Origin of the sequence: Pantoea sp. NPDC088449, assembly GCF_044753225.1 — a bacterium.
Taxonomy (GTDB): domain Bacteria; phylum Pseudomonadota; class Gammaproteobacteria; order Enterobacterales; family Enterobacteriaceae; genus Pantoea; species Pantoea floridensis.
The window spans coordinates 72,491-92,689 of record NZ_JBIVMT010000003.1 but is presented as its reverse complement, the minus strand read 5'-3'; the positions used below and the strand labels follow the sequence as shown (position 1 = coordinate 92,689).

14 protein-coding genes are annotated in these 20,199 nt (G+C 55.0%); 8 read left to right on the top strand and 6 right to left on the bottom strand.

Annotation, left to right across the window (positions count from 1 at the left end):
- Positions 1 to 37 precede the first annotated feature (37 nt).
- From aceE to yacL, 6 genes are all read left to right on the top strand, one after another.
- Entirely contained in the window at positions 38 to 2,704 is a 2,667-nt protein-coding gene (gene aceE, locus ACIP6T_RS14960) for a pyruvate dehydrogenase (acetyl-transferring), homodimeric type (protein WP_097094916.1), read from the top strand.
- A 14-nt stretch (positions 2,705 to 2,718) separates the two neighbouring features.
- Positions 2,719 to 4,614 carry a pyruvate dehydrogenase complex dihydrolipoyllysine-residue acetyltransferase gene (gene aceF / locus ACIP6T_RS14955; protein ID WP_345827258.1) on the top strand — a complete coding sequence of 632 codons (1,896 nt, stop codon included), beginning with the start codon at positions 2,719 to 2,721 and terminating at the stop codon, positions 4,612 to 4,614.
- 173 nt (positions 4,615 to 4,787) lie between these two features.
- Positions 4,788 to 6,212 carry a dihydrolipoyl dehydrogenase gene (lpdA, locus tag ACIP6T_RS14950; RefSeq protein WP_008108560.1) on the top strand — a complete coding sequence of 475 codons (1,425 nt, stop codon included), beginning with the start codon at positions 4,788 to 4,790 and terminating at the stop codon, positions 6,210 to 6,212.
- Between the two features lie 439 nt (positions 6,213 to 6,651).
- Entirely contained in the window at positions 6,652 to 7,284 is a 633-nt protein-coding gene (locus tag ACIP6T_RS14945) for a hypothetical protein (RefSeq protein WP_400457982.1), read from the top strand.
- A 339-nt stretch (positions 7,285 to 7,623) separates the two neighbouring features.
- Positions 7,624 to 10,221, top strand: a complete 2,598-nt coding sequence (gene acnB / locus ACIP6T_RS14940) for a bifunctional aconitate hydratase 2/2-methylisocitrate dehydratase (protein ID WP_097094913.1) — start codon at positions 7,624 to 7,626, stop codon at positions 10,219 to 10,221.
- A 172-nt stretch (positions 10,222 to 10,393) separates the two neighbouring features.
- The gene (gene yacL / locus ACIP6T_RS14935; RefSeq protein ID WP_400457981.1) at positions 10,394 to 10,756 is read left to right on the top strand and encodes a protein YacL; all 363 of its coding nucleotides are present in this window, start codon (positions 10,394 to 10,396) and stop codon (positions 10,754 to 10,756) included.
- A gap of 65 nt (positions 10,757 to 10,821) precedes the next feature.
- On the opposite strand, the gene ACIP6T_RS14930 is transcribed toward yacL, so the two are convergent.
- The 6 genes from ACIP6T_RS14930 to ACIP6T_RS14905 form a co-directional block, all read right to left on the bottom strand.
- Complete coding sequence (locus tag ACIP6T_RS14930; RefSeq protein WP_097094911.1) at positions 10,822 to 11,865, bottom strand: cyclase family protein; 1,044 nt, start codon at positions 11,863 to 11,865, stop codon at positions 10,822 to 10,824.
- Positions 11,862 to 13,199 (bottom strand): MFS transporter, encoded by a 1,338-nt coding sequence (locus ACIP6T_RS14925; RefSeq protein WP_400457980.1) that lies wholly within the window; start codon positions 13,197 to 13,199, stop codon positions 11,862 to 11,864. The genes ACIP6T_RS14930 and ACIP6T_RS14925 overlap by 4 nt, the downstream gene beginning before the upstream one ends.
- Before the next feature lie 71 nt (positions 13,200 to 13,270).
- Positions 13,271 to 14,590 carry an MFS transporter gene (locus tag ACIP6T_RS14920; protein ID WP_400457979.1) on the bottom strand — a complete coding sequence of 440 codons (1,320 nt, stop codon included), beginning with the start codon at positions 14,588 to 14,590 and terminating at the stop codon, positions 13,271 to 13,273.
- Between the two features lie 44 nt (positions 14,591 to 14,634).
- The gene (locus ACIP6T_RS14915) at positions 14,635 to 15,588 is read right to left on the bottom strand and encodes a phosphoglycerate dehydrogenase (RefSeq protein WP_097094908.1); all 954 of its coding nucleotides are present in this window, start codon (positions 15,586 to 15,588) and stop codon (positions 14,635 to 14,637) included.
- Positions 15,589 to 15,717: 129 nt separating this feature from the next.
- A complete protein-coding gene (locus ACIP6T_RS14910; protein WP_345827255.1) occupies positions 15,718 to 16,602 on the bottom strand; it encodes a dihydrodipicolinate synthase family protein in 885 nt (294 codons plus the stop codon).
- Between the two features lie 17 nt (positions 16,603 to 16,619).
- A complete protein-coding gene (locus ACIP6T_RS14905) occupies positions 16,620 to 17,768 on the bottom strand; it encodes an iron-containing alcohol dehydrogenase (RefSeq protein WP_400457977.1) in 1,149 nt (382 codons plus the stop codon).
- A 185-nt stretch (positions 17,769 to 17,953) separates the two neighbouring features.
- Between ACIP6T_RS14905 and ACIP6T_RS14900 the strand changes: the two genes are divergently transcribed.
- Positions 17,954 to 19,225: a four-carbon acid sugar kinase family protein gene (locus ACIP6T_RS14900; RefSeq protein WP_097094905.1), complete on the top strand. Its 1,272-nt coding sequence runs from the start codon at positions 17,954 to 17,956 to the stop codon at positions 19,223 to 19,225.
- Complete coding sequence (locus ACIP6T_RS14895; RefSeq protein WP_097094904.1) at positions 19,218 to 20,198, top strand: D-threonate 4-phosphate dehydrogenase; 981 nt, start codon at positions 19,218 to 19,220, stop codon at positions 20,196 to 20,198. The genes ACIP6T_RS14900 and ACIP6T_RS14895 overlap by 8 nt, the downstream gene beginning before the upstream one ends.
- The last annotated feature ends 1 nt before the right edge of the window (position 20,199 follow it).

Below are 20,199 nucleotides of genomic sequence, written 5' to 3'. Positions count from 1 at the left end.
ATTTCAACGTATTAGACACAGATAAGGAATACACCCCATGTCAGAACGTTTACAGAATGACGTGGATCCGATCGAAACTCGTGATTGGCTACAAGCGATCGAATCGGTCATCCGTGAAGAAGGTGTTGAGCGCGCGCAGTATCTGATTGATCAGGTAATGAGTGCAGCACGCAAAGGTGGCGTGAAAGTTGCCGCAGGTTCCTCTGCAATCAGCAACTACATTAACTCTATTGCTGTTGAAGATGAGCCGGAATACCCGGGCAACACCTCTCTTGAACGTCGTATCCGTTCCGCAATTCGTTGGAACGCCATCATGTCGGTGCTGCGTGCGTCGAAGAAAGATCTGGAGTTGGGTGGCCATATGTCCTCCTTCCAGTCTTCCGCGACCATTTATGAAGTGTGCTTCAACCACTTCTTCCGCGCGCGTAGCGACAAAGACGGTGGCGATCTGGTTTACTTCCAGGGTCATATCTCTCCAGGCATCTACGCACGTGCGTTCCTTGAAGGTCGTCTGACTGAAGAGCAGATGAACAACTTCCGTCAGGAAGTGCATGGCAACGGCCTGTCGTCTTATCCGCACCCGAAACTGATGCCAGACTTCTGGCAGTTCCCGACCGTTTCTATGGGCCTGGGCCCGCTGTCGGCGATCTATCAGGCGAAATTCCTGAAGTATCTGGAGCACCGCGGTCTGAAAGACACCTCAGCCCAAACCGTTTATGCCTTCCTTGGTGATGGCGAGATGGATGAGCCGGAATCCAAAGGTGCGATCACCATCGCTACCCGTGAGAAGCTGGACAACCTGGTGTTCATCATCAACTGTAACCTGCAGCGTCTGGATGGCCCGGTCACCGGTAACGGCAAGATCATCAACGAGCTGGAAGGCATCTTTGCCGGTGCTGGCTGGAACGTGATCAAAGTGATCTGGGGCGGTCGTTGGGATGAGCTGCTGCGTCAGGACACCAGCGGCAAGCTGATTCAGCTGATGAACGAAACCGTTGACGGCGATTACCAGACCTTCAAATCCCGTGACGGCGCCTACGTGCGTGAGCACTTCTTCGGTAAATATCCGGAAACTGCCGCGCTGGTGAAAGACTGGTCAGACGAAGAGATCTTCGCCCTGAACCGCGGCGGCCACGATCCGAAGAAAGTCTATGCAGCACTGAAAAAAGCGCAGGAAACCAAAGGTCAGCCAACGCTGATTCTGGCGCATACCATTAAAGGCTATGGTATGGGTGACACTGCCGAAGGTAAAAACATCGCGCACCAGGTTAAGAAGATGAACATGGATGGCGTTCGCTACATCCGCGATCGCTTCAACGTGCCGGTTGCTGACGAGAAAATCGAAGAGCTGCCGTACGTGACCTTCGAAAAAGGCTCTGAAGAGTACAACTATCTGCACGGTCAGCGTGAGAAGTTGGGCGGCTATCTGCCAACGCGTCAGGCGCAGTTCAGCGAGAAGCTGGAAATGCCAACGCTGGAAGAGTTCCGTCCGCTGCTGGAAGAGCAGAACAAAGAGATCTCTACCACCATCGCCTTTGTGCGTGCTCTGAACGTGATGCTGAAGAACAAGTCGATCAAAGATCGTCTGGTTCCGATCCTCGCGGACGAAGCCCGTACCTTCGGGATGGAAGGTCTGTTCCGTCAGATTGGTATCTACAGCCCGAACGGTCAGCAGTATACCCCGCAGGACCGCGAGCAGGTTGCTTACTATAAAGAAGACGAGAAAGGCCAGATTCTGCAGGAAGGGATCAACGAGCTGGGCGCAGGTTCATCCTGGCTGGCGGCGGCGACCTCTTACAGCACCAACAACCTGCCGATGATTCCGTTCTACATCTATTACTCGATGTTCGGCTTCCAGCGCATCGGCGATCTGATGTGGTTGGCGGGCGACCAGCAGGCGCGCGGCTTCCTCGTCGGCGGCACCTCCGGTCGTACCACGCTGAACGGCGAAGGTCTGCAGCACGAAGATGGTCACAGCCACATTCAGTCGCTGACTATTCCAAACTGTATCTCTTACGATCCGTCTTACGCGTACGAAGTGGCGGTCATCATGCAAGATGGCCTGGTGCGTATGTATGGCGAAGCGCAGGAAAACATCTACTACTACATCACCACGCTGAACGAAAACTACCACATGCCGGCGATGCCGCAGGGTGCGGAAGAGGGTATCCGTAAGGGTATCTACAAGCTGGAAACCGTAGACGGTAGCAAAGGCAAAGTACAGCTGCTGGGCTCAGGTTCTATCCTGCGTCACGTGCGTGAAGCCGCGCAGATTCTGGCGAAAGATTACGGCATCGGTTCTGACGTCTACAGCGTGACCTCGTTCACCGAGCTGGCGCGTGATGGCCAGGATTGCGAGCGCTGGAACATGCTGCACCCAACCGAAGAGCCACGTGTACCGTACATCGCGCAGGTGATGAACGAAGCGCCGGCCGTGGCATCAACCGACTACATGAAGCTGTTCGCAGAACAGGTTCGCAGCTACGTGCCTTCCAGCGATTATCGCGTGTTGGGAACTGACGGCTTCGGTCGTTCAGACAGCCGTGAAAACCTGCGTCACCACTTCGAAGTGGATGCATCGTATGTGGTTGTGGCTGCGCTGGGTGAGCTGGCTAAACGCGGCGAAATCGATAAGAAAGTGGTGGCAGAAGCAATCACCAAGTTCAACATCGACGCCGATAAAGTTAACCCGCGTCTGGCTTAAGAGGTAAGAGAGTAATGGCTATTGAAATTAACGTGCCGGACATCGGGGCAGACGAAGTTGAAGTCACCGAAATTCTGGTGAAGGTGGGCGACAAAGTTGAAGCTGAACAGTCGCTGATCACCGTAGAAGGCGATAAAGCCTCAATGGAAGTGCCTTCGCCGCAGGCCGGCGTGGTGAAAGAGATCAAAATTTCAACCGGTGACAAAGTGGAAACCGGCAAACTCATCATGATCTTTGACGCAGAAGGTGCCGCAGAAGCGGCGCCAGCGCCAGCAGAAGAGAAGAAAGCGGAAGCCGCTCCTGCTCCAGCTGCTGCCGCTGCTGCGGTCAGTAAAGAGGTCAACGTACCGGACATCGGCGGCGACGAAGTTGAAGTTACCGAGATCCTGGTGAAAGTGGGCGACAAAGTTGAAGCTGAACAGTCACTGATCACCGTTGAAGGCGACAAAGCCTCGATGGAAGTCCCTGCACCGTTCGCGGGTGTGGTGAAAGAGATCAAAATCGCCACCGGCGATAAAGTGAATACCGGTTCACTGATCATGGTGTTCGACGCAGAAGGCGCAGCGCCTGCTGCGGCTCCAGCCGCCAAACAGGAAGCGGCTCCAGCAGCAGCCCCTGCGGCCGCTGGCGCGAAAGACGTCAACGTGCCGGACATTGGTGGCGATGAAGTTGAAGTTACCGAGATCCTGGTGAAAGTGGGCGACAAAGTGGCGGCTGAGCAATCACTGATCGTGGTTGAAGGCGACAAAGCGTCAATGGAAGTGCCTGCACCGTTCGCCGGTACCGTGAAAGAGTTGAAAGTGGCAACGGGCGATAAAGTCAGCACCGGTAAACTCATCATGGTGTTCGAAGTGGAAGGCGCGGCACCGGCTGCGGCTCCAGCAGCGAAGCAGGAAGCCGCTCCGGCAGCCGAAGCGGCCAAACCTGCCGCCGCGCCAGCGCCTGCGAAAGCGGATGCTAAGGGCGAGTTCGCTGAGAACGATGCTTACGTGCACGCAACGCCGGTGATTCGTCGCCTGGCGCGCGAGTTCGGTGTTAACCTGGCGAAAGTCAAAGGCACCGGCCGTAAAGGTCGCATCCTGAAAGAAGACGTACAGTCTTACGTTAAAGACGCGGTGAAACGCGCTGAAGCGGCTCCGGCTGCTGCAGCCAGCGGCGGAAGCCTGCCTGGTCTGCTGCCTTGGCCGAAAGTGGACTTCAGTAAGTTCGGCGAAATCGAAGAAGTGGAGCTGGGTCGTATCCAGAAAATCTCGGGTGCCAACCTGAGCCGTAACTGGGTGGTTATCCCGCACGTTACGCACTTCGACAAAACCGACATCACCGATCTGGAAGCCTTCCGCAAACAGCAGAATGCTGAAGCGGAGAAACGTAAACTGGATGTGAAATTCACGCCAGTGGTGTTCATCATGAAAGCGGTTGCTGCGGCGCTTGAGCAGATGCCACGCTTCAATAGTTCACTGTCTGAAGATGCACAGAAACTGACGCTGAAGAAATACATCAACATCGGTGTGGCGGTGGATACGCCAAACGGTTTGGTGGTTCCGGTGTTCAAAGATGTGAACAAGAAAGGCATCACTGAACTGTCTCGCGAGCTGATGGCGATTTCGAAGAAAGCGCGTGATGGCAAGCTGACGGCAGGCGATATGCAAGGCGGTTGCTTCACCATCTCCAGCCTTGGTGGCCTGGGTACCACGCACTTCGCGCCGATCGTTAACGCGCCGGAAGTGGCTATCCTCGGTGTTTCCAAGTCAGCGATGGAGCCGGTGTGGAACGGAAAAGAGTTTGAGCCGCGTCTGATGATGCCAATCTCACTCTCCTTCGACCACCGCGTGATCGACGGTGCTGATGGTGCGCGCTTTATCACCATCATCAACAACACGCTGTCCGACATCCGCCGTCTGGTGATGTGAAGTTAATCAAGGCCGGCGAATGCCGGCCTTGTTGTAAGCATTCAATGTTGCCGCGGTTGGCAGTTTGTTAACAATTCTGTAAACTCTCGCGGTGAAATGTCCCGGCGGATATAGGGCATTAGAGCTTGGGAAAAGCTTTCTCCTGACTGCCGGTAATCAAACAAGAGGTCATGATGAGTACAGAGATTAAAACTCAAGTCGTGGTACTTGGGGCAGGTCCTGCAGGTTACTCTGCAGCCTTCCGTTGCGCTGATTTAGGTCTGGAAACCGTAATCGTTGAGCGTTACAGCACCCTTGGCGGTGTTTGTCTGAACGTAGGCTGTATCCCGTCAAAAGCGCTGCTGCACGTCGCCAAAGTGATTGACGAAGCAAAAGCCCTGGAAGAGCACGGTATCGTGTTTGGCCAGCCGCAAACTGACATCGACAAAATTCGTAGCTGGAAAGAGAAGGTGATTAACCAACTCACTGGCGGCCTCGCGGGTATGGCGAAAGGTCGTAAAGTGAAGGTGGTGACTGGCCTCGGCAAATTCACCGGTGCGAACACGCTGGTGGTAGAAGGTGAAGGTGGTGCCACCACCATCAACTTCGACAACGCGATCATCGCGGCCGGTTCTCGTCCAATCGAACTGCCATTTATTCCGCACAACGATCCGCGCGTGTGGGACTCTACCGATGCGCTGGAACTGAAAGAAGTGCCGAAGCGTCTGCTGGTTATGGGCGGTGGCATCATCGGCCTGGAAATGGCCACCGTTTATAAAGCGCTGGGTTCAGAGATCGACGTGGTTGAGATGTTCGACCAGGTGATTCCGGCTGCCGATAAAGACGTGGTGAAAGTGTTCACCAAACGCATCAGCAAGAAATTCAACCTGATGCTGGAAACCAAAGTCACCGCGGTTGAAGCGAAAGACGACGGTATCTACGTTTCAATGGAAGGCAAAAAAGCACCTGCCGATGCACAGCGTTACGACGCGGTGCTGGTGGCCATTGGTCGCGTACCGAACGGTAAAGGCCTGGATGCCGGTAAAGCGGGCGTGGAAGTGGACGATCGCGGCTTCATCCGCGTCGATAAGCAGATGCGCACTAACGTACCGCACATCTATGCTATCGGTGACATCGTGGGTCAGCCAATGCTGGCGCACAAAGGCGTGCACGAAGGCCACGTAGCGGCGGAAGTGATCTCCGGTCTCAAGCACTACTTCGACCCGAAAGTGATCCCATCTATCGCCTACACCGAGCCAGAAGTTGCCTGGGTTGGCCTGACCGAGAAAGAAGCGAAAGAGAAAGGCATTAGCTACGAAGTGTCCACCTTCCCGTGGGCAGCTTCAGGCCGTGCGATCGCTTCTGACTGTGCCGACGGTATGACCAAGCTGATCTTCGATAAAGAAACGCACCGTGTCATCGGTGGCGCAATTGTCGGTACCAACGGCGGCGAGCTGCTGGGTGAAATTGGTCTGGCGATTGAAATGGGCTGTGATGCCGAAGATATCGCGCTGACCATTCACGCGCACCCAACGCTGCATGAGTCTGTCGGCCTGGCGGCTGAAGTGTTCGAAGGTAGCATCACTGACCTGCCGAATCCGAAAGCGAAAAAGAAATAAACTTACGTAAGTGAGCTTGTTGCTAAAAAACGGCCCAGAGCGGCCGTTTTTTTATGCATAAAATAGCGATAATAATATTTTCGGTGGATTACTTTTTTAATCGTTATGCATTGTTACGCATTGCTTTAGAATTAACAGGTGCATGTAGTAAGTTCTTTCCGGGCAATAAGAAATAACTGATAGCTTAATAAGTCATTACTGATGGCATATAATTATTCCTTTCCTTCCCCCCAAAATAATCTTGAATGCCTATTGCTAAATAACAATAATCAAATGATTCATGCAGTCATGTGTATTTTTTTATCAACGCTTAAGATGCGTTGAATAAATCCATATGTGAAATGATAAGTTCATGTCTTGATTTACGCTGCTAACAAACCTCAGGATGAGGGTGGTGTTTCAGGTTTAGTCTTCAGCCTAATTATGAGTGATATATATAATGATTATTGCAATGGTTTTGCGCAGTGGTGGTGAATACAATGCTCGCCATGTGCATTGGCTTCATCGTCAGTTACCTAAAGGATATAGGATTGTATGTTTTTCTGATGTAAATATTGAAGGAATTGAAACTATTCCGCTTCAATATGATTGGCCGGGATGGTGGGCGAAAATGGAACTTTTCCGTCCAGATATTCCCGACGATATATTTTATCTTGATCTCGATACGGTCATTACCGGCGACATCACGGGAATGCTCAGCGTTCATCGCCCGATGATGTTGAAAGACTTTTATAATCCACAACAATTTGGCAGCGGGTTAATGTTTATCCCTCATGAGGCGAAAGCGCGCGTATGGTCTGCCTTCCTGAAAAATCCAGAAGAACATATGAATCACTGCAGCACGCCAGAATGCTGGGGCGATCAGGGTTTTATCTCGCGCGAAATGGAAGGGATTACGGCATGGCAGAGTGTCTTTTTTGATCAAGTCGTCAGCTTTAAAGCGCATGTCATGCATTCCGCAAATCCTAAACCTGGAGAGCTACCAATGAATACGCGTATTTGCTGTTTTCATGGCAAGCCGCGTCCATGGGATTTGAGAATACCCTATCACTGGCTACCAAAATTCAATTAACGCCTCATCAGCCCTGGGATCTTAACGCAGCCGGATAGATTAACGAGATTGTTAAATTCCCAGGCTTTTTCCATTAACCATAGCTATCCATTCTTAATGAGCAATAGCTTCAGGTAATGGATTTTCAGCCCTGACTTACTCCGTCAGGCCTTATAGTTGAGTGGTCGTAGGGAGGTTAGGCAGTGATATATCGGGTTTATGTTGCTTTTTTGTAAACAGATTAACAATCGTTCGAAATGCTGCTATGCTGCCCCTCGCGGAACCGGGCACCTCACCCTACTGTTTGACAGCATCCAGGGGTGCGCCGGAAAGCTATACAATGAGAGCGAGGAGAACGTCGTGCTAGAAGAATACCGTAAGCACGTTGCCGAGCGTGCTGCCCAGGGAATCGTACCTAAGCCGTTAGATGCTTCCCAAATGGCCGCGCTGGTTGAACTGCTGAAAAACCCGCCAGCGGGTGAAGAAGAATTCCTTATCGACCTTTTGGTCAACCGTGTTCCACCAGGTGTTGATGAAGCGGCGTATGTTAAAGCCGGTTTCCTGGCAGCTGTCACTAAGGGCGAAGCCCACTCTCCTCTGGTTACTCGCGAAAAAGCCGTTGAGCTGCTGGGCACCATGCAGGGCGGTTATAACATCCACGCGCTGATTGAAGCGCTTGATGATGAAGCCTTAGCACCGATTGCTGCTGAAGCCCTGTCCCACACGCTGCTGATGTTCGATAACTTCTACGATGTCGAAGAGAAAGCCAAAGCGGGTAACCCACACGCGAAAAAAATTATCCAGTCCTGGGCCGATGCCGAATGGTTCCTGAAGCGTCCAAAACTGGCTGAAAAAATCACCACTACCGTGTTCAAAGTGACCGGCGAAACCAACACCGACGACCTCTCTCCGGCGCCGGATGCATGGTCACGTCCGGATATTCCACTGCACGCGCTGGCGATGTTGAAAAACGCCCGTGAAGGCATCGAACCCGATGATGCTGGCAACATTGGCCCGATCAAACAGATTGAAGCGCTGCAGACCAAAGGCTTCCCGCTGACCTATGTCGGCGACGTAGTGGGTACCGGTTCTTCACGTAAATCCGCCACCAACTCGGTGTTGTGGTTTATGGGCGACGATATCCCATACGTACCGAACAAAAAGGGCGGCGGTCTGTGCCTTGGCGGTAAAATCGCACCGATCTTCTTCAACACCATGGAAGATGCGGGCGCACTGCCGATTGAACTTGATGTTGATCGTCTGAACATGGGCGACGTTATTGACGTGTACCCGTACAAAGGCGAAGTACGTAATCATGAAACCGATGAAGTGCTGGCGACCTTCGAACTGAAGACCGACGTGCTGCTGGACGAAGTTCGTGCCGGCGGTCGTATTCCGCTGATCATCGGCCGTGGCTTGACCACCAAAGCGCGTGAATCACTGGGGCTGCCGCACAGCGATGTGTTTGTGCAAGCCAAAGATGTGGCTGCCAGCACCCGTGGTTACTCACTGGCGCAGAAAATGGTTGGTCGTGCGTGCGGCGTAGAAGGTGTCCGTCCAGGTGCTTACTGCGAACCGAAAATGACCTCAGTGGGTTCTCAGGATACCACCGGTCCAATGACGCGTGATGAACTGAAAGACCTGGCGTGCCTTGGCTTCTCAGCCGATTTGGTGATGCAGTCATTCTGTCACACCGCGGCCTATCCAAAGCCGGTTGACGTTACCACGCACCATACGCTGCCTGACTTCATCATGAACCGTGGCGGCGTATCGCTGCGCCCGGGCGATGGCGTTATCCACAGCTGGCTGAACCGCATGCTGCTGCCGGATACCGTTGGTACCGGCGGTGACTCGCATACCCGTTTCCCGATCGGCATTTCCTTCCCGGCAGGTTCGGGTCTGGTGGCGTTTGCTGCTGCCACTGGCGTGATGCCGCTCGACATGCCAGAATCGGTGCTGGTGCGCTTCAAAGGCGAAATGCAGCCGGGCATCACCCTGCGCGATCTGGTCCATGCCATTCCGCTGTACGCCATCAAAGCGGGTCTGCTGACCGTGGAGAAGAAAGGGAAGAAAAACATCTTCTCTGGCCGCGTGCTGGAAATCGAAGGCTTGCCGAAGCTGAAAGTTGAGCAGGCCTTTGAGCTGACGGATGCCTCTGCTGAGCGTTCTGCTGCCGGTTGTACCATCAAGCTGGATAAAGAGCCGATCATCGAGTACCTCAACTCGAACATTGTGCTGCTGAAGTGGATGATCTCTGAAGGTTACGGCGATCGCCGTACGCTGGAGCGCCGCGTTGAGGGCATGCAGAAATGGCTGGCCAATCCGCAACTGCTGGAAGGTGATGCCGATGCCGAATACGCTGCGGTGATCGATATCGATCTGGCGGAGATCAAAGAGCCAATTCTGTGTGCACCGAACGATCCAGACGATGCGCGTTGGTTGTCTGACGTGCAGGGCGAGAAGATCGACGAAGTGTTCATCGGTTCGTGCATGACCAACATTGGTCACTTCCGCGCAGCCGGTAAACTGCTGGATGCCCATAAAGGGCAGCTGCCAACCCGTCTGTGGGTTGCGCCGCCAACCAAGATGGATGCCGCTCAGCTGACCGAAGAGGGCTACTACAGCGTCTTTGGTAAGAGTGGTGCGCGTATTGAGATTCCAGGCTGTTCACTGTGCATGGGTAACCAGGCGCGTGTGGCGGACGGCGCGACGGTGGTTTCCACCTCAACCCGTAACTTCCCGAACCGTCTCGGTACCGGGGCTAACGTGTTCCTCGCATCGGCTGAGCTGGCAGCGGTAGCTTCACTGCTCGGTAAACTGCCAACGCCGGACGAGTACCAACAGTTTATGCTGCAGGTAGATAAGACCGCCGCTGACACCTACCGTTACCTCAACTTTGATCAGCTGGGACAATACACTGACAAAGCGGATAGCGTGATCTTCCAGACTGCCGTTTAAGCGGTTTTCAGGATGAACAAGGGGACGATGAAAATCGTCCCTTTTTTTATGCGCTTTTTTCCGCTGACATCTCCAGGCATAATGCGAGCGCGATCCCACTTTATTCAGCGTGCTGCGCACAAAATGCACTAAGACGGTGCCGCACGGCGCGTCATCAGTATGAGGCAAACCCATGGAGTATGAATTTCTGCGTGATTTGACCGGTCAGGTCAAAGTGCGTATGTCGATGGACCACGAAGCCGTGGGGCACTGGTTCAACGAAGAGGTCAAAGACAATCTGCCGCTGCTGGATGAAGTTGAGGCCGCTGCCCAGCAGGTAAAAGGCACCATTAATCAATGGCAGCGCGTGGGGCATGAATACACGCTGTGGCTCGATGAAGAAGAGGTGATGATTCGTGCCAACCAGCTGGCGCTGGACGATGACGGCATGGAAGAGGGCATGACCTATTACGACGAAGAGAGCCTGTCGTTTTGCGGGGTGGAAGATTTCCTTGCAGTGATCGCTGCTTATCGGCGGTTTTTAGCCGGGAAGTGAAATCGGTGCGCATTCACGCGCACCTCACACCCTACTGTCGCCATTCATGGCGACCACGCCGCTATCTACACTGTCGCAATCGGCGTAGCGGGCGAGCCCACTGCGCCCGGCAAACGTAGCGGCGGCGCGGTGAGCAGAAACGCATGGCGCTGATGCTGTGCCAGCCAGTCTGCCAGCGGACTCAGCAGCATCAACTCTCCGAGATAGACGCCCAGCCGGAACAAGCAGAGATCGTGCAGCGGATGCGACGGATAGAAATCATCATTCATTGGCCGCGCTGGGAGAATCTCCACCGCCGGGTTATCTGCGATTAATGCCACCACGCCGCTCTCGTCAATCCAGTTACGTAAGGCCCGATCGCTACCGTCCAGTCCGGCAAAATGCGTATTGAGGAAGTCCATATTCGGCTCACCCTGCATGGCGAGAATGGCTTCGTCCATGCCGGTGCGGAAGCAGACGAAATCGCCCGCTCGCACCTCAATATTATCGGCCTGCAGAATCTGTTGCAGATGCGGATAACCAAAGGCAAACCGTCGGTTACCGAAATGGCGTTTGATATCAATCATCACCGCACGGCCTTGCATACCGTGCGCTGCCATGTTCTCAATGCCCAGCGCTTTGGCACCGAGATGGCTGCCGCGATCGCAGCCACAGCCAGCGCGGTAATCGGTCTCGCCGACAATATCCACATTGGCCTTGTACCCGTTGTAGAACACCATTTCCGGCTCGCCGTTATCGTTGACGTCAAACCATTGGCCCATGTGCGCCAGACTGTCCCATTGCGTTGAATATTGCAGCGCCAGCGTTACGCTATCGTCGCAGATCACATCGGTGAGCTGCGGATTGTCACGCGAAAGAGGATAAGTCATATTGGCGTGTTCACCGCGTCGCGTGGCATTAAGCTGAGGCGGTGGACGCCGTGGATTCATCGCCGTACCGCCGGGTAAATCGAGTGGCAAACTCAGGCAGAAGGTTTCCCCCGTCTTCACCTCTGCGACACCTTCTCGCACTTTGGCAGCAGTAAGCAGATTAAGCCGGCCGAGCTGATCGTCCGAACCGAAATCGCCCCATGTCGATTGGGCTGGGCGTTTTTTCCAACGTGCATTCATACTTCTCTCCTTAAGGTGCCATCCAGCGCGGCGTTGTGGTCTGCACCCATTGGCTGTACGCGCGGCAACCAGAACGCGTAAATCAGCGCGCCAACCACGCCGATGACACCGGCAATTTCCAGTGGAATCACGAACGAATGGGTGAATTGCATCAGCACGCCAATCAAAATCGGTGAGATGATCCCGGCAAGATTAGCCGCCATGTTTTGAATGCCGCCGATGGTGGCCACGTTGGCGCGGTTGGGCGCAACGTCCGAAGGCAGCGCCCATAAGGCTGCCGAAGCAAACGTGGCGGCGAAGTTAGCAAAGCACAGTGCCGTCAACGCCAGGCCTACGGTTGGCGAGAAGGCCGCCAGCCCAATGGTCGCGCTGCCGAGCATGCCGCCTACCAGCGGGATCTTGCGTGCCACGCTGAGTGAATAGCCGCGACGTACCAGCGCATCCGACAGCAATCCGCCACACCAGCCACCGACAATCGCGGCTACGCCCGGCAGCATGCCGAGCAAGCCGAACTTCATCAGCGACAGATGAAAGGTTTCCACCAGATAGGTGGGGAACCAGGTGAAGAAAAAGTACGAGACGAAGTTGATGCAGAAGAATCCGGCCATCATCGCCTGCACGGTGCGTTGACTAAGTAGCTGACGTACACTCATCGGATCGCCGGTTTGCGGATCCTGGTTGGTTTCGATGAATTCCACTTCTTCGCGCGTTACGCTGGGGTGCTGGCGTGGATCGCGATACCACAGATACCACGCCAGCGCCCACACTACCGCCACCACGCCAGAAATAACGAAGGTCATACGCCAGCCAACCAGTGCAATCAGAAACGAGATGATCGGAATGGCCAGCGTGCCGCCAATTTTGCTGCCGTTGTTAAAGGTCGCTGCGGCGAAGCTGCGCTCCTGACGCGGGAACCAGCGTGTAACCGTAGAGGAGCTAGCGGGATAACTTGGCGCCTCCACGGCACCGAGCACAAAGCGAAAGCCAACCAACGCCGTAATCGAACTGGCAAGTCCGCATGCGGCAGTGGCTAATCCCCAGCCGAGGCTGCTTAGCGCAAAGGTAATGCGCGGTCCGAGTTTATCCACCAGCCAGCCACCGGGCAGTTGAAACAGCACGTAGCTCCAAAAGAAGGCGGAGAGCAGCAAGCCGCTGTCGGTGGGCGAAAAGTTCAGCTCCTGGCTCATAAACGGCATCGCTACGCTCATTGCGGCGCGATCGATATAGTTGATGGCGATGCCGACGGACAGCACCGTAAGAATGACGAAACGAAATTTCCCTTTCGCTTTACTTGCCGAAATTGCAGCAGGTGTTCCATTGGAATTTAGCGACATCATCGCCTCCAATTATTTTTTATTTTCAGTAGGGGAAAAGCCGCATCAGAACGATGCGGCGGGTTTGGCGCTTATGCGCCGCTTACGACAGAGTGGGAATGCGTCGCCTGTTCCTCATCCACGATAGGTTCAACTTTTCCCATCAGGAACAGATAGTTAAGAATACCAATCACCACCAGCACCGCCGAGAACACCAGCGCCCAGGTAAAGTGGCCGGTCGCACCGACAATGGCGCCGGTAATAATCGGGCCAACGGCACCGCCCATATTGGAGACGGTGTTTTGCAGCCCGGCGACAATCGATACGCTATTTTGCGGCGCAACATCGCCCGGCAGCGCCCATACCTGTGAGGCCGCAACGGTGGTGCCTGATTTTGCGATACACAGCAGCAGCACGGTCATGAACACCGAGTCGGTGAACGGCGCAAAGCCGATGCACAGCGCCATCAACAGGCCAATGGTCAGGAACAGTTTGCGCGTGGCGGTCAGCGACAGCACTTTGTTATGCACCATACGATCCGATGCCCAACCGGCCAGCACTTCAATCACCATGCCGCAAATCAGCGGCAGCGCAGCCACCATTCCCATTTTGAGGAAATCCATACCTTTATCTTTCACCAGATAGGTCGGCAGCCAGGTGATAAAAAAGTAGGAGGTGTAGTTGATGGTGAAGAAACCAATGCACATCGCCCAGATATTGCGATAGCGCAGCAGCTTGTACCACTTCATCGGACGCACGCTTTTATCGCCATGCTTCTGCGTCTGACCGCCGCGGATAAAGCGTACTTCTTCTTTGCTGATCGACTGATGATCTTCCGGGTTTTCGGCGTAGATAAAGTACCAGGCGATAACCCAGAACAACCCTAGTGCACCAATGGCGAGGAAGGTCAGACGCCAGTCGAACATGGCAATCATAAACACAATCAGCGGCATCGCCACCGCACCACCAAACTTCGAGGCGCTGTCGAACAGGCCCGACACCGTGGCGCGTTCGCGGTCCGGGAACCAGCGCGCGGTGATGCCCGCGTTGCTCGGATAGGCTGCTGCTTCACCCACGCCCAACGCTAAACGCAGCGCCAGCAGCGATTTAAAGCCGGTCGCCAGACCCATTGCCATGGTGGCGATTGACCACCAGCCGACGGCAATCCCCAGGCCTTTTTTCTGACCGAAGCGATCGGCGAACCAGCCCGCCGGGATCTGCAGCAGCGCGTAAGACCAGAAGAATGCCGCCATGATAAAGCCCATCATTTCCGGATTGATATCGAGCTCTTTGATCAGATGCGGTGCCGCCGCCGAGAGAACGGTGCGGTCAATGTAGTTAATGGCGATGGCCAGCCACATCAGGCCAGCGATCCACCAACGGATACGACTCGAGCGCGCAGAGTTAGTCATAATAATTATCCACTCGAAAAAGGGTTACAGGGTAAGGCGGCGAATTATTCCAGCCCGTTCATCACGTTAAGCGGGCGTTCGCCCTGACAAATGCACTGCACGATTTGCGTCACGCAACGTTCGCCTATCGCGCTGATGGCGCCGTCGGTGTAACCGGCGATGTGCGCGGTGGGAATGAAGTTGCTGAGCGTGAACAGCGGATGCTCCGTCAGCGGTTCTTGTACGAACACGTCAGCCGCAGCCCCGGCAATCACGTTATCCCGCAGCGCCTGATAGAGATCCTGCTCATTCACCACACCGCCGCGTGAGGCATTAATCAGGAAGGCGCTCTTCTTCATGCGTTTCAGCCGGGCGGCATCGAACAAGTGGTGGGTTTTGTCGGTCAGCGGCATATGCAGGGTGATGAAATCGCTGGTTTCCGTCAGCTGATCCAACGTGACGAATTCGATGCCGTGCTCGGCAGCAAATGTCTCGTCTGGATAAAAATCGAAGGCAATCACCCGCATGTTGAAGCCTTTAGCGCGCAGCGCGACCTGCTTGCCGATATTGCCCAGCCCAATAATGCCCAGCGTTTTGCCGTAAACATCGGTGGCAAAAATGCGCGGCCACGTGCCGGCGCGCGTTTCAATCGCCGCCTGCGTCACCTGGCGCGCGCAATTTAGCATTAGCGCGAAGGCGAAATCGGCTACCGCATGTTTGTTGGCGTCCGGCACGTTGGTGACGTAAATACCGCGCTTGCGTGTGGCATCCAGATTGATATTGTCGACGCCCACGCCGTGCTTACAGACGATTTTCAGCTGTGGCGCCAGCGCCAGTAGCGCGTCGTTGACGTCGGTAAAAGCGACGATCAGCGCGACCGTATCAGCCAGATGCGGCTCAAGCGCGCTCAGCGGCGCATCGGCGGGCAGCGTGATCAGCTCAAAACCCTGTTGTTGCAGGATTTCAATGGGTGTCGCGTCATATTTCGCAAACGACGGTGAAGTACAGATGACTTTCATAAATCTTCCCGATGTTGAAAATACAGCTAAGAGCCGGTGCGGCGATTAACAGGGTGCGCATAAATGCGCACCCTACAAAACACCTGGGGGCGCCATTTATGGCGACCTGGCAGGCCGCTCATCCGCTAATTACTGCAAATACTGGTTCACAATCTGGCGAATTTTCTGCTCTTCCTCGGCAGAGAAACTCACCGCATAGCGGCTATCGCCCACGTCAAAGCCGAGCAGCGACACCGCTTTTTTTACTGCAGCCGGCGAGAAGCCGACGCTATACAGATCGGTGCGCAAGCCGGTGACATTTTCCTGCGCCAGACGTGAACCTTCGATGTCGCCAGCATGGAAGCGCGCCCAAATGGCGTTGATCTCGTTGGGGGCAACGTTGGCGAGCCCTGAAATACAAGCCGAGCAGCCGTCGACGAAGCCCTGATGAATCAGCGAATCCGGACCATTCAGCACATCGAAGCTATCGATGCCTGCTGCCGCCTGCAGAAAACCGCTCAGGCTTTCATAGCTGCCTGCGCTATCTTTGATGCCGATGATGTTCGGATGCGCAGCCAGCGTGCGCACGGTCTCTGGCTGCAGCGTGTTGCCAGTGCGCGCCGGGATGTTATAGAGGAACAGCGGCACATCAATGGCGTCGGCTACCGCGCGATAGTGGGCGATCAGCTCTTCCTGTTTCAGCGGCACGAAATAGGGAGTAATCACCGAAACCGCATCCACGCCCAGCTTCGCCACTTGCTTGCCGAGGCGAATGGTTTCACGCGTGGAGATTTCGCCAATGTGCGCCACTACCGGCGCCGTGCCATTAACTTCATCGACGCAGGTTTGCGTCACCGCCAGCTTCTCCTGCTCGTTCAGCACGAAGAATTCACCGTTGGTGCCGCCGCAGAAAATACCGTTGCCAGCCCTTAACTGGCGTTTGACCTGCTCGCGCTGGGCGACGGGATTAAAGGCACCGTCGCGATCGAAGGTGGTAACGATGGCGGTTAACACGCCCTGAATTTTCTTACTCATGGTGTCCTCGATAATGCTTAGTGGCTCAAAGCGGGAAACAGCGTCAGGTAAACGTTGCGTACGTCATCGGCGCCCACTTTCATCGGTACATTCTTCATCAGGCGCTGCACGTCGAGTGCGGCTTCAACCAGATACGGCAGGTGATCCGGGCCGATACCCAGCTCTTCCAGACTGGCGGGCAGCTTCAGGCGTTTTACCAGCGCGGCAAAGTATTCAACCAGCGCATGAGATTTGGCTTCTTCATCCAGTGACGTATCGACATTGGGCAACAAATCGTAAGCCTGAGCGAATTTGCTCACTGCCGCTGGACGCACAAAGCGCATGCACGGCGCGAGCAAAATGGCGTTAGCCACGCCGTGCGGAAGGTGATATTTGCCACCTAGCGGATAAGACATCGCGTGCACCAGATGCGTACCGGCATGCGCAATCGATGCGCCGCCATAATAAGATGCCCACAGCATGTTCAGGCGCGCTTCAAGGTTATCTGGCTCTGCAATAGTGGTTTCGAGGCTGGTAAACAGCTTTTTCATGCCGATCAGCGCATAGTTATCGCTTACCGGATTTGACACGGTAGCGGTAAAGCATTCGATCAGGTGGCACAGCGCATCGATACCGGTAGAAGAGGCGATATGCGGCGGCATGCTGGTGGTGAGTTCCGGTATCAGCGCGACATAATCCGGCAGCATCACCGGCGTGATAATGCCGACTTTGGTCTCTTTCTCCGGGATAGCCAGAATGGCGTTCGGCGTGGCTTCCGAGCCGGTACCTGCCGTGGTGGGAATCAGCAGCGAAGGGGTGCGCGTCTGCGGTTTTTCACCGGCCAGTAACGCATCCAGCGTTGGCGCGCCCGCGACGCACAGAATAGAGAGCAGCTTCGCGACATCCAATACGCTGCCGCCGCCGACGCCAATCACCAGATCGATATCGCTGTTTGGTAGCGCAGCGACAATGGACGCCACATCATGCTGGCTTGGTTCTGGCGGCACCGTATTGATGATGCATAGGCTACCCATTTGCTGCTGCAGCTGGGCGATCAGCCTCTGAACCGCCGGAATGCCTTCGATATTCTTATCGGTCACCAGCAGGGCTTGCTTCTTACCTCGCAGCAGATAGCTGAGGTCATTAAGCGCCTGAAAGCCACTTATCACGGTGCTGTTGATATTCATTACATACCCTTATCGCGTTTTTCGTGCTGAATGATTAATTTTGCTCAAACGGCGCGAGGTCCATCACTACAGAGCCTAATTTTATAGGACAAATTGATTTCGATTAATTTGATCTTGCTCACATATAATCAATCATGATTGAATATAATCATTGCAGCGCGGCGGTAGCCGATTAAGGAGAGAGAATGACTTCACAGCCATGGAAAACACCCGTCTTAGTGATTGCCGATGATTTTACCGGTGCTAATGATGCGGGGAGCGGGCTGGCACGCGTCGGAGCGCGCGTGCATGTGCTGTTTGACAGCAGCACGCCGCATCCAGCTGGCAGCGCCGATGTGCTGGTGATCAGCACCGATAGCCGCGCGGTGAGCGCGCAAGAAGCGGCGCGTCGCACCCGTACTGCGCTGGAGCAGCATCAGGCGATGGCCAACGATGGCTGGCTGTTTAAGAAAATCGATTCCACGCTGCGCGGCAATCCCGGTGCGGAAATCAGCGCGGCGCTGCAGGCCAGCGGCAAAAAATTAGCATTGGTCGTGCCGGCGGTGCCAAAACTGGGCCGTACTACACGCGACGGTGAGGTCTGGATCGATCGGCAGCGTTTGATCGATACCGAATTCGCCAGCGATCCCAAAACCCCGGTCACTAGCAGCCATGTGCTGACGCGTTTGCAAATGCAAAGCGCGCTGACCGGCGAAACTCTCGACCTCGCCACGGTACGCGGCGACCAACTCACGCAGGTACTGGCGAGCAAACAGGGCTTACTGGTGGTGGATATCGAGCAGGATGCCGATCTTGCCTTATTAATGGCGGCGGCGGCCGCGTTAGATGAGCGGCCGCTATTGGCCGGAGCCTCTGGCCTGAGCGATGCGCTGGGCGAACTGCTGGCTGCCCGTCAGCCGCGTCCGGTGCTGGCGGTGGTGGGGTCGATGAGCGCGATGGCGCAGCAGCAAATTGCGCGCCTCGCCAGTCAGCGCGACATCCGCATTATCGATATTGATATCCGCCAGCTGTTTGCCCAGCCGGCCTGGCCGCAAGCCGCCGATTGGCAACAGGCGATACTGCAGGCGCTGCACGATGGCGCACATTGTGTGGTGCGCACCACGCAGCATGCCGATCAGCGTCACGACATTGAGCAACTCTGTCTGCAGCATCAGGTTTCGCGCCAGGCATTAGGCGAACGCATCTGCCAGTTTCTCGCGCAGTTAACCAGCACCGTTTGTCGTCAGGTGCAGCCTGCGGGGCTTTATCTCTCTGGCGGAGATGTGGCGATTGCCGTGGCGCAGGCGTTAGGTGCCAGCGGTTTCCAGATTCAGGGCCTGGTGGCGGGCTGTGTGCCGCACGGGGTTCTGCTTGACAGTGAATTACACCTGCCGGTGATGACCAAAGCAGGTGGCTTTGGTGACGAAAATACCCTGGTAGAAGCCATTCGTTTTATTGAGGAGAAGTTGAGTGAATAAAATTATTGCGATTACCATGGGCGATCCGGCGGGCATTGGCCCGGAGATCATCATTAAAGCGTTGGCAGAAGGTGAATTAGCGGGCGTGCCGGCCGTGGTGGTTGGCTGTGCAAATACGCTGCGCCGGGTGATGGGGCTAAATGTGACCCCGCAAGCTGAGCTACGGGTACTTGATCAGATTAAAGAGGCACATTTCGCGCCGGGCATTATCAACGTGATTGATGAACCGCTGGCGGATGCTGATGCGCTAAAACCGGGCGTGGTGCAGAAAGAGGCGGGCGATCTGGCTTGGCGCTGTGTTAAACGTGCTACCGAGTTAGCGCTGGCCGGGGAAGTACACGCTATTGCGACCGCCCCCCTGAATAAAGAAGCGCTGCACTCGGCAGGTCATCTTTATCCTGGTCACACCGAGCTGCTGGCCCAGCTAACCAACACGAAAAATTACGCCATGGTGCTTTACACCGATAAGCTGAAAGTGATTCACGTCACCACACATATCGCGCTGCGTAAGTTCCTCGATACCTTAAACGGTGAACGTATTCAGACGGTGATCGGCATGGCCGACAGCTTCCTGCGCCGCGTGGGATTTGATAAGCCGCGCATCGCGGTAGCGGGGGTTAATCCTCATGCCGGTGAAAACGGACTGTTCGGCGATGAAGAGATCGCTATCGTCGCGCCAGCGATTAAAGAGATGAAACAACAAGGCATTGATGTACATGGCCCATGCCCGCCCGATACCGTGTTCCTGCAGTGTCAGGAAGGGCAATACGATATGGTGGTGGCGATGTACCACGACCAAGGGCATATTCCACTCAAATTATTAGGTTTCTATGATGGCGTAAATATTACTGCGGGCTTGCCCTTTATCCGCACCTCGGCGGACCACGGCACCGCATTTGATATCGCCTGGACAGGTAAAGCGAACTCTGCGAGCATGGCAATCTCCATTAAACTCGCGATGCAGCTTGCATAGG

Bases quoted from the DNA above. Each gene is read 5' to 3' on its own strand.
- ACIP6T_RS14920 (WP_400457979.1), bottom strand. From the start codon at position 14,590: ATGACTAACTCTGCGCGCTCGAGTCGTATCCGTTGGTGGATCGCTGGC.
- yacL (WP_400457981.1), top strand. From the start codon at position 10,394: ATGGAGTATGAATTTCTGCGTGATTTGACCGGTCAGGTCAAAGTGCGT.
- ACIP6T_RS14925 (WP_400457980.1), bottom strand. From the start codon at position 13,199: ATGTCGCTAAATTCCAATGGAACACCTGCTGCAATTTCGGCAAGTAAA.
- aceE (WP_097094916.1), top strand. From the start codon at position 38: ATGTCAGAACGTTTACAGAATGACGTGGATCCGATCGAAACTCGTGAT.
- ACIP6T_RS14915 (WP_097094908.1), bottom strand. From the start codon at position 15,588: ATGAAAGTCATCTGTACTTCACCGTCGTTTGCGAAATATGACGCGACA.
- ACIP6T_RS14930 (WP_097094911.1), bottom strand. From the start codon at position 11,865: ATGAATGCACGTTGGAAAAAACGCCCAGCCCAATCGACATGGGGCGAT.
- ACIP6T_RS14910 (WP_345827255.1), bottom strand. From the start codon at position 16,602: ATGAGTAAGAAAATTCAGGGCGTGTTAACCGCCATCGTTACCACCTTC.
- ACIP6T_RS14945 (WP_400457982.1), top strand. From the start codon at position 6,652: ATGATTATTGCAATGGTTTTGCGCAGTGGTGGTGAATACAATGCTCGC.
- ACIP6T_RS14905 (WP_400457977.1), bottom strand. From the start codon at position 17,768: ATGAATATCAACAGCACCGTGATAAGTGGCTTTCAGGCGCTTAATGAC.
- ACIP6T_RS14900 (WP_097094905.1), top strand. From the start codon at position 17,954: ATGACTTCACAGCCATGGAAAACACCCGTCTTAGTGATTGCCGATGAT.
- aceF (WP_345827258.1), top strand. From the start codon at position 2,719: ATGGCTATTGAAATTAACGTGCCGGACATCGGGGCAGACGAAGTTGAA.
- lpdA (WP_008108560.1), top strand. From the start codon at position 4,788: ATGAGTACAGAGATTAAAACTCAAGTCGTGGTACTTGGGGCAGGTCCT.